At 43.1% G+C, this 9,772-nt stretch carries 7 protein-coding genes; 3 read left to right on the top strand and 4 right to left on the bottom strand.

Going from position 1 to position 9,772, the window contains the following annotated elements; all coding sequences use genetic code 11:
• The first annotated feature begins 837 nt into the window (after positions 1-837).
• Complete coding sequence (locus tag NIES1031_RS21085) at positions 838-1,455, top strand: TMEM165/GDT1 family protein (RefSeq protein ID WP_073551415.1); 618 nt, start codon at positions 838-840, stop codon at positions 1,453-1,455.
• A 42-nt stretch (positions 1,456-1,497) separates the two neighbouring features.
• Here NIES1031_RS21085 and NIES1031_RS21080 read toward each other — a convergent pair whose 3' ends face one another.
• The gene (locus NIES1031_RS21080; RefSeq protein ID WP_073551414.1) at positions 1,498-2,874 is read right to left on the bottom strand and encodes a DUF2252 domain-containing protein; all 1,377 of its coding nucleotides are present in this window, start codon (positions 2,872-2,874) and stop codon (positions 1,498-1,500) included.
• A gap of 166 nt (positions 2,875-3,040) precedes the next feature.
• On the opposite strand from NIES1031_RS21080, the gene NIES1031_RS21075 reads away from it, so the two are divergent.
• Together NIES1031_RS21075 and NIES1031_RS21070 are read left to right on the top strand one after the other, a co-directional pair.
• Positions 3,041-4,768, top strand: coding sequence for an ABC transporter permease (locus NIES1031_RS21075; protein ID WP_073551413.1), 1,728 nt, complete (start codon positions 3,041-3,043; stop codon positions 4,766-4,768).
• Positions 4,769-4,782: 14 nt separating this feature from the next.
• Positions 4,783-6,132: an ABC transporter ATP-binding protein gene (locus NIES1031_RS21070; RefSeq protein WP_073551412.1), complete on the top strand. Its 1,350-nt coding sequence runs from the start codon at positions 4,783-4,785 to the stop codon at positions 6,130-6,132.
• Between the two features lie 4 nt (positions 6,133-6,136).
• Here the strand turns inward: NIES1031_RS21070 and mnmA are convergent, their stop codons facing one another.
• The 3 genes from mnmA to NIES1031_RS21055 all read right to left on the bottom strand — a co-directional run bounded on the left by mnmA (position 6,137) and on the right by NIES1031_RS21055 (position 9,714).
• Complete coding sequence (gene mnmA / locus NIES1031_RS21065) at positions 6,137-7,189, bottom strand: tRNA 2-thiouridine(34) synthase MnmA (RefSeq protein ID WP_073551411.1); 1,053 nt, start codon at positions 7,187-7,189, stop codon at positions 6,137-6,139.
• A 90-nt stretch (positions 7,190-7,279) separates the two neighbouring features.
• Positions 7,280-7,714 carry a DUF1622 domain-containing protein gene (locus NIES1031_RS21060; RefSeq protein ID WP_084544426.1) on the bottom strand — a complete coding sequence of 145 codons (435 nt, stop codon included), beginning with the start codon at positions 7,712-7,714 and terminating at the stop codon, positions 7,280-7,282.
• Between the two features lie 212 nt (positions 7,715-7,926).
• The gene (locus tag NIES1031_RS21055) at positions 7,927-9,714 is read right to left on the bottom strand and encodes a M61 family metallopeptidase (protein ID WP_073551417.1); all 1,788 of its coding nucleotides are present in this window, start codon (positions 9,712-9,714) and stop codon (positions 7,927-7,929) included.
• Between the last annotated feature and the right edge of the window lie 58 nt (positions 9,715-9,772).

Below are 9,772 nucleotides of genomic sequence, written 5' to 3'. Positions count from 1 at the left end.
TCTTACGTATTTAGAACTACCATCTACTCTCTATCCTTACTTATTCAGGACTACCAATTTGGGAAAGGGTTTTCTGAATCCAAGTTCATGTAGATTAAGATTGCGATATTGGCAACCTTCTAAACATCGATGCAGCCAAGCAGTTAAGAAATGGACATACCTATCAACCCAATCAGCTTTTGCATTTTCTCTACTGTAAGCTTCAAGTCATCATTGGGTTCAATTTTAGGTTTTGCTAACTGCATAACTTAGCTGGCTTATTTTTGTATTACACTTCGTCTAGCTTAACCGCTTTAGTTTAACATAACAGCTACAAACTCGGGTTAAAAGAACCTTAAGGTGGAACTTTAGCCAACCTATAGCATTAACTCTACTTAGAATAAAATCTACTAAAAGTCATACTTGCTTCGGCAACTAATATATACTAAAGTAGTTAAAGCTGGTTATGCATGGTATTATTTCTAATAACAAATGAGTCCAAAAATGAGATAAAAATGAATAAAAAATGAGCAAAATGTGAGATAAAAAAATACAAATTTATTTAATTAGTAAAGCGTATTAAACAACACTTTACCTAGTAGTTTATTCAAGTTAAAATAAGATTTGTTTGAAGGGGAGTAGCTGCTGGTTACTCAAGTAATCAGTCACCCAAGTCAACATACTGGCAATTTGCCTGGTTTGGGTAGCAAGTTCTGTAACGTGTTTAGGCTGAATTAAACACCTAAGCTTGAAAGGCGAGACCTTCACTGAGTTCACATCTGCTGTGACTTGGTGAAGTGTTACTATACTCGCCAGGCTGACTCAGATGTATCATTGTCAATTCTGAGGAGGCTGAGAGTGTTAACAGCGTTTACTGCAGGCTTGTTATTAATTACAGTTTCCGAATTAGGCGACAAGACTTTCTTTATCGCCGTTATTCTGGCAATGCGTCATCCACGTTATCTAGTATTTGCTGGGGTGGTTGCTGCGTTGGCTGCTATGACACTGTTGTCGGTAGCAATTGGACAAATCCTTGCGTTTCTTCCCAGATTTTACATTCATTATGCCGCCATTGGCTTATTTGTACTATTTGGCATCAAGCTGCTGTATGAGGCGAGTCAGATGACAGATGCGGCTGGCGACGAGATTGTGGAGGAAGCCGAGGAAGCTGTTGAGATAGGCGAAAAGAACCTTAAGGGTCGTCATCAGAGTTTACCAATCCTGTTTGAAAGTTTCACTTTGACCTTTCTAGCAGAGTGGGGCGATCGCACGCAAATTGCAACTGTTACGCTGGCGGCTACCTATAATGCAATCGGAGTAACACTGGGGGCGATCTCAGGACACGCTATCTGTACAGCAATTGCAGTGATGGGTGGTTGTCTAATCGCAGGTAAGGTGTCTGAACGTTTGCTGACAGCGATCGGTGGGTTGCTGTTTCTCATTTTTGCAGTTGTGGCAATTTGGGAGGGTACTTAACTCAAGCCTCTCACTTTTAGTAACAAGTAACAACTGAAGAAGTTAGCCTGCTTTTGCCTCTATTCGTCCTGCTTGTAAAGCTTCTACGAATGCGCGATGATCTTGCTCAACTTGATATGCATAAGTCACAGCAAAATCTGTTACAGCTCGATCAAAAGCATCGCTGTTACCCAAATAGCCGCTAATTAGAACTGAGTCGCCTGTACGGGCATGGGCACGGGCTAAAGCCGCCCCACAAATCTCGGCGTAATCTTCTAACCTACGAGCAGACATACCTTTCAACTTGATAGAAGTCTTCATATCCTTCAGTTGACGAAAATAGAAATCTTGTCCCTGTAGATTACTAGTCCATCCCAAAAAGATATCACTAGCTGCCTGCATCAACCGCTGTCCACTCACAATTCGTTGTCCTTCGTGGGGGTAGGGACTCTTGCCTGCGTAAGGTTCTAGTACTGAGGGTCTAGCTTCTTTGTATTGCAACAATAGGGGATCGTCATTGTCATCGAGTAGTAGTGCGACACCGCAATGAGTTCCTACGCTACCCACGCCAACGACTTTGAGCGCGACATCTACAAGACGATAGCGATCAAGTAAAAACTGGCGATCGACCTGGAGGGTATCTCGATATTCCTCAAACAACGCCTGGATTTCCTCAAAATACTCTTTCTGGTTGGGTGGATGATAAAGTAATGGTGGATTGTCAATTAAGCGGCGCTGCCCATTTACAAGTTCCGTCAACTGCGACACTGCTCGATCTAGCGTTTGGTTGAAAGCTTTGGTTGCCATTTGTGCCCACTGCTGGCGGGTATCTTCATCAGGGGCATGTTCGATCAGCAAGCTAGCATCGAGTCGTGCATACCAGATTTCCAACGTTCGCATTTCACTGTAGCGGGCGATCGCCAATCGGTACGCTTGGGCAGCGGTTTGTGCTGCGTCTAAACTGTCACGCTCCGATAAGCAGAGATCTCGTCCGGCGATCGCAATACTTGTGACAAGGCGTTTTATATCCCATTCCCAGGGAGCAACCAACGTTTCATCAAAGTCATTTAGGTCAAAAATGAGATTTCGTTCTGGAGTGGCAAATCCACCAAAGTTAAGCAGATGACAATCACCACAGGCTTGCACCATAATGCCTGTAGTCGGAGTTGTTGCCAAATCTGCTGCCATGACGATCGCACTACCACGCAAAAAGGCAAAAGGAGACTGCATCATCCGCCAATGCCGAATTGGGACAAGTTCAAGAATGCGGCGTTGATTGGACTGTTTGATTAATTCAATGGGATCAGGGCGATCGCGCGTTGGTTGCCACCAGCTATGGAGCGATCGCGCTACCTGTTGTCGCAGTTTCTTACCCGCCAAGCGACGTTCCTGGCGACACAAGATAGCAGGAGGTGTGGGTTCAGATGCAGGTGATGGCATAACTCAAATTTTGTAAAATATGGGTTCACCAGTTTTGAGTTTTGAATTGAAATTTCTGATACTTGCATCACTCATAATACTTTATGAGTTACTTCGCAAAGCGGGAAGTAAGAGACTAAGGTTCAGCACCTGATATGACTATCACCTCGATTATCCCAATTAAATAATGAAAACTTTTCCTTCCCCTGAAGCGCTTCGACGCTTGCCATTTGGGTTGGCTGATATTGCAGTTATTCTTGGCACCTTAGTTTTACTCGCACTTATTGCTCGTGTAGGGGCTGGAACTTTGGTGAGTTTTCAGCCTCCAGATATTGTGCCTGGAATCGACCTCAATCCGCGTAACTTGCCGTACTATGCAGCACGATCGACCTTGCGGATGTTTATTGCACTGTTGTGTTCAACTGTTTTCACACTTGTTTACGGTTATATCGCTGCTAACAGCCGTCGGGCTGAACAGGTGATGATTCCGCTGCTGGACATCTTGCAATCAGTTCCAGTTTTAGGATTTCTTTCGATTACAGTCACAGGCTTTATTGCGTTGTTTCCTGGTAGTTTGTTGGGATTGGAAGCGGCATCTATTTTTGCAATCTTTACTAGCCAAGTCTGGAATATGACTTTTTCGTTTTACCAGTCTTTGCGAACTGTACCAAAAGAACTCGATGAAGCTGTTACCCTCTACCAACTTTCACACTGGCAACGATTTACCAAACTGGAAGTTCCTGCATCAATGATTGGGCTGCTGTGGAACGCAATGATGAGCTTTGGTGGAGGCTGGTTCTTTGTCGCAGCAAGTGAAGCGATTAGTGTTTTGAACCAAGAATATACCTTACCAGGGATTGGGTCGTATGTAGCAACAGCGATCGCCGCAGAAAATCTTCCAGCTTTAGGGTGGGCATTGCTGACAATTGCTGTTGTGATTATTTTAGTAGATCAGTTATTTTGGCGACCACTTATTGCCTGGTCAGATAAGTTTCGCTTAGAGCAAAGCGCTTCGGCACAAGCACCAGAATCGTGGGTATATGACTTGTTAAAAGCGGCTCGAATTCCGCGACTGATTGGCAATGCCCTGATTCCAGTGCGAGAAACAGTGAATCAGGTCTTATCAGGATTAACACGACCCAAGCCGACTGCGATTGTTACTGATCGACAGCAAAAGATGAGCGATCGCCTTTACAACTTTATCTTATTAGCGATCATCGGAGCTTTGGTCGCTTGGGCGTTGCATTTTATTTTAACCACTGTTGGTTTTGCTGAAGTCCTCAAAACCTTCTGGCTCGGTGTCCTGACCTTGCTGCGCGTTACGGTGCTACTGATATTTGCTACGCTAATCTGGACTCCCATTGGAGTTGCTATTGGCTTTAACCCTAAGTTGGCCCGTCTGTTACAGCCCGTGGTGCAGTTTCTCGCTTCTTTTCCTGCAAACTTTATTTTCCCTTTTGCAACACTATTTTTCATCCGTTCTCACATTAGTATTGATTGGGGGAGCATTTTACTAATGTCATTGGGCGCTCAGTGGTATATTTTATTCAACTCGATCGCGGGCGCTCAAAGCATTCCAACTGACCTGCGAGAAATGGCAAGCGATATTGGATTAAAAGGTTGGAAACGTTGGCAAAGACTAATTATTCCAGGAATTTTTTCCGCGTGGGTGACAGGTGGTGTCACGGCTAGCGGTGGAGCCTGGAACGCTAGTATTGTTGCAGAAATTGTCTCTTGGGGGCAGACAACACTTACAGCAACTGGCTTAGGAACCTACATTGCTCAAGCCACCGCAGTTGGAGACTGGTCGCGGATTGTGTTGGGCATCGGGATGATGAGTTTATTTGTGGTCGGGCTAAACCGTTTGTTGTGGCGGCGGTTGTATCAGTTGGCAGAAGTCAAATACCATTTATAAAGGGAAAAACAAGCATGACCTCAAGTCACGAACATCTGATTACCGTTGAACGTGTTTACAAAAGTTTTCCCCTACCGGAAGGCAAAGGTGAATTCACGGTGTTAAGCGACGTTAGTTTAGTCGTGCGATCGGGTGAAGTTGTCGCGCTGTTGGGACGCAGTGGCAGTGGAAAAAGTACATTATTACGTATCATGGCAGGCTTAATTCCTCCTAGTCAGGGACGGGTCTTAAGCAATGGCAAGTTACTCCGAGGTGCGAATCGTGATGTAGCAATGGTGTTTCAAAGCTTTGCACTTCTGCCTTGGCTAACTGTACAAGAAAATGTTGAATTGGGACTGGAAGCGCAGGGTATTAGCCGCGAACAACGCCGACAAAGAGCGTTGAAAGCAATTGATCTTGTTGGTTTAGATGGTTTTGAGAGTGCCTATCCTAAAGAATTATCTGGTGGAATGAAACAGCGTGTTGGTTTTGCACGAGCGTTTGTCCTGGAACCGCAAGTTTTATTTATGGATGAACCTTTTAGTGCGTTAGATGTGCTGACTGCGGAAAACCTACGGGGTGAAATTGACGATTTATGGAATGCTAAAACCTTTCCCTCTAAAAGTATTTTGATTGTCACCCACAATATTGAGGAAGCGGTATTTCTTGCCGATCGCGTCGTGATATTAGGAGCAAATCCTGGAAGAGTGCGGGGCGAAGTTTTGATTGATTTACCGCGTCCTCACGATCGCGCGAGTTCTCGCTTCAAATCTTTGGTGGACTATATTTATACAATTATGACAAATCCTGAGATCAAAGTGACTGGAGTTGCTTTTGAATCTCCCCAAGTACCTGTAGCATCGCAGTCTCCCTATGCTAAACCGTTACCTCATGCTCGCGTTGGTGGTATTAGTGGTTTACTAGAACTGATTGTCGATCAACCCGAAGGCACTGACGATCTGCCTCATCTTGCAGAACGTCTTCAACTTGCTGTAGACGACTTACTGCCTATTTTGGATGCTGCTGTGTTACTAAATTTTGCTAAAGTTGCACAGGGAGATGTCAAATTGACAGAAATTGGACAGGATTTTGCCACAACAACAATTTTGCGGAGCAAAGATCTGTTTCGACAACAGGTACTAAAACACGTTCCTGTCATCGGCAGTATTGTACAAACTCTGCGGGAGAAAAGAAGTGGCTTTATGCGGGCAGATTTTTTCCTGGATTTATGGGATGAATATTTCCCACACGCAGAGGCAGAACGTCAATTTGCAACAGCAGTAGACTGGGGACGCTATGCAGAATTATTTGAATATGATGCTAGTGAGGAACGACTATATCTTCCGCTACAGACTGATAAGGTTGTTGAAGAAAGTACTCTGTGAACTTCTACTGTCTTTCAATTACGCCGCCACCTAGTACTATATCGCCATCGTACCAAACTGCGGCTTGTCCAGGTGTGATACTAAATTGCGGTTCGTCAAAGACGAGTTTGACACGCGAGTTTTCTAGGGGGATGACTGTAACAGAAACAGGCTGCGAACGATAGCGTACTTGAACTTCCGCGCGAATTGGTGCAGTTGGTTCGGCGATGGAAACCCAATTAACGCGTTGTACAGTGCATTCAGATTGCGTAGCGCTGGTGCGATCGCCAACTATCACGCGATTCATCACTGCATCTAAGCCAATCACATACAACGGTTCAGCCGCAGCAATTCCTAAGCCTCTACGCTGTCCGATTGTATAATGATGCACTCCTTCGTGCTGTCCTAACACTTTTCCCGTGGCATCAACAATTTCACCTTGTTTGGGTGTAATGTATTTGTCAAGAAATTGTCGCATCGAACCGTTAGCTTCAACTAAACATAAATCTTGACTTTCTGGCTTGTTAGCAGTTTTTAGGTCAAATTGAGCAGCAATTTGCCGTGTTTCTGTCTTGGTTGTTTCACCTAAAGGAAACACTGTTCCTGCAAGTAAATCTTGTGATAAATCGTATAAAAAGTATGTTTGATCTTTGTTACGATCTACCGCACGACGCAATTGATAGCGATTTGTCGCAGCATCATAGGTGATTTTGGCGTAGTGACCTGTAGCAATTTTATCTATACCTAAATGTTCACGGGCATAATCTAGCATTGGACCAAACTTAACCGTTTTGTTGCATTGCGAACACGGTAATGGTGTAATGCCTGCACTGTAACCTGCAACTAAATAATCGATGATATTAGTTTGAAAGACCTCGCGAATATCAACAACGTGATGCTCAATCCCTAACTGTTCGCAAATATAAGCCGCATCAATCATACCTTCAGAACAGCACTGACCTTTACCCTTCATCAACCAAAGGGTAAGACCTACAACTTCATAACCTTGTTGTTGTAAAATGGCAGCAGCTGTGGAACTATCAACGCCACCAGATAGACCAACTACGACTTTTTTCATGAACGTGGCTTCAAAACAATTGCCCAGATATCAATTCTAAACTAATGGAGTCTTACTTGACAGGATCACAATTACCTACAAAGTGAGTAGCTATTTAGCACTTACTATCATTCTGGGCTGACTCGTATCGGTAACGGTATTGTTGGGTGTTGATTGCTTAGCAATCGCTTGTAGAAGGAGATAATTTAGAACTGTCCGAATCAAGATAATTGCACCGAGTTTACCAATATCGTCCCAAGTAGGCGCAATAATTGTCTTGAGGATACTAGCACCAACCAAAAAGCTTAGACCCAACGAAAAAGAATAGCCCATTTCTAAGCGGCTTTTTTGAAAAGCTGTATTAGAGTGAGATTGAAATAAAGCTTGTTGAACAAAAATCAGTAAAGCTTTAATAATTCCTATAGAAATTACAAAAAGTGCAAGTAGTTGAATGATGCTTACGACTTGTTTGTCTAGTATCCGAACTATTGTTTCTACATCTTGGGCTACATTAAAATTTTCTACTATGCTTATTGCTGACATCATCAGTCACAATCCAAATATTTGATTCAAAGTAGAGATAAAACATGTAGCTTTCAAAGCTTTAACTAACAAAAACTACATTGGTTGAACTGTATTTTAAGTTAGACTCTACTTCTTTGTAATCTTTATTAGGTATGATCCCCAGTCAGAAACAAAGTAAACTTATAACTTTGCTCTTAAAAATTAAGCTATAGATTAGTAATATCACATAACTCCTAACCAATAGTCTCTAAAGGAACTCCTAACCATTCTTGAAGATTTTGTTGCTGCTGAGGAGAAGGACGTTCTAGTGGTACTATGTGGTATTTGCTAAAGCGAGGCTCAGTCAGTACAACATTATAAGTGCGTAATTCGTCTTGATGGAAAACCGTTACTTGGATTGTGTCGTGTGGTCGATAATCTTTGAGGCGATCGCTTAAACTACTTGCTTGTACTCTGATACCATCAATCGCGAGTAACTCGTCTCCTGCGTCGATCCCTGCAACAGCAGCTGGTGTATTTGCTTCAACAACTTTGATGAGTTCTTTGCCATTTTCTGCTTGCGCCCTGATTCCTAAATAAGGCGCTGCGTTATCTTCCATTTCTGCTGAGATCTGTAAACCAAAGGGTTCAAGATACTGATCAAAGGGTAACTCTTCAACACCGCCAATATATTTATCAAAGAAATCAGTCAACTCGATTTCTGCTACTGACTCAATAACTTGTTGCAACTGTTCAGGGGTAAAACCAACTTCTGATTTGCCAAATTGTTGCCACATCTGCTGCATGACATCATCAAGGGATCGCTTGTTATTGTGGTGATCGCGAATCATTAAATCTAGTAGCAACGATACTAATTCGCCTTTGAGGTAGTAAGAAATTTGAGAATTACCACTATTAGCATCGGGGCGATATAATTTAATCCAAGCATCCCAACTCGATTCGGATAAGGGTTGCACTAAGCGCCCTGGCGTCGTTTGCAAGCGCGTAATATCTTTACTCAAGTTATCTAAAAATGACTTAGCATCATAAATTCCTGCGCGTAGAGGTATGACAATATCGTAATAACTTGTTGTTCCCTCACAAAACCACAGCGACGGCGTGTAGTTTTCGCGATCGTAGTCAAATACTTCTAATGCTTTAGGACGAATTCGTTTAACGTTCCACAAGTGAAAAAACTCATGTGCGACCAATTGCATAAAGCGATCATACTTCTCTTTTGCTCGAAATCCTAAGCGTGGATAATTTAAGGAACAACTATCTTTATGTTCTAAACCGCCATTACCTTGCGAAGATAGGTGCAACAAAAAGACGTACCTTTCGTAAGGTAAACCACCAAACATCTCGGCTTCTACCTGAATAATTTTTTGGATGTCGGGAATCATCTTTGCTACATCAATATTTCCCTTTCCCCAAATCGCTAATTCATGAGATTTGTCTAAAGCTTCAAAATGATGTAACTCATGACAGCCAATTTCAAAAGGACTATCAACTAACGTGTCATAGTCAGAAGCGATGAAAGTTTGAGGTGCTGTGGATACTGGTAAAGGAGTTGTTACCCGCCATTCGGGTTTAGGCGGTACGATCGTGACGCTAATTGCTTGTTTCTCCCACTCAGGAATTCTCAAAAACAGTGCTGCGCCATTAAAGTAACCGTGAGTTGCGTCTAAGTGATTTGTGCGGACTGATAATTCGTGCGCAAATACGCGATATTGGATTGTAATTGTCGCATCTTGCTCCATCGTTGTGACTTGCCAGTGATTTTTACTGAGCTTGCGCCACGATAAAGGTTTTTCTCCTGCGGTTGCGGTAAAATCTTGAATGTGTTTGGCGTATTCTCGGACTAGGTAAGAACCTGGTGTCCAAACGGGTAGCTTGAGATCGAGTAATGGTGATTTCCAACCTGTCAGGTTTAAGGTAACTTCAAACAAATGCGATTCAGGTTGCGACATGGCTACCTGATACTGTATCTGCGGCGTTGTATTAATTTTGCTATCGGGGCGAACAGCAGTTGCTTCCGTCATTGTCATCTTGGCTGTGGAGTCTTAAAAGCCAATGTAGCAGGTAATTAGCTAAGAAGGC

Source organism: Chroogloeocystis siderophila 5.2 s.c.1 (assembly GCF_001904655.1).
Lineage (GTDB): Bacteria > Cyanobacteriota > Cyanobacteriia > Cyanobacteriales > Chroococcidiopsidaceae > Chroogloeocystis > Chroogloeocystis siderophila.
The sequence above is the reverse complement of the archived record's forward strand: the minus strand, read 5'-3'. Positions and strand labels throughout refer to the sequence as shown.

Coding starts and splice junctions, on each gene's coding strand:
- NIES1031_RS21060 (WP_084544426.1), bottom strand. CDS start 7,714: ATGATGTCAGCAATAAGCATAGTAGAAAATTTTAATGTAGCCCAAGAT.
- NIES1031_RS21075 (WP_073551413.1), top strand. CDS start 3,041: ATGAAAACTTTTCCTTCCCCTGAAGCGCTTCGACGCTTGCCATTTGGG.
- NIES1031_RS21070 (WP_073551412.1), top strand. CDS start 4,783: ATGACCTCAAGTCACGAACATCTGATTACCGTTGAACGTGTTTACAAA.
- NIES1031_RS21080 (WP_073551414.1), bottom strand. CDS start 2,874: ATGCCATCACCTGCATCTGAACCCACACCTCCTGCTATCTTGTGTCGC.
- NIES1031_RS21055 (WP_073551417.1), bottom strand. CDS start 9,714: ATGACGGAAGCAACTGCTGTTCGCCCCGATAGCAAAATTAATACAACG.
- mnmA (WP_073551411.1), bottom strand. CDS start 7,189: ATGAAAAAAGTCGTAGTTGGTCTATCTGGTGGCGTTGATAGTTCCACA.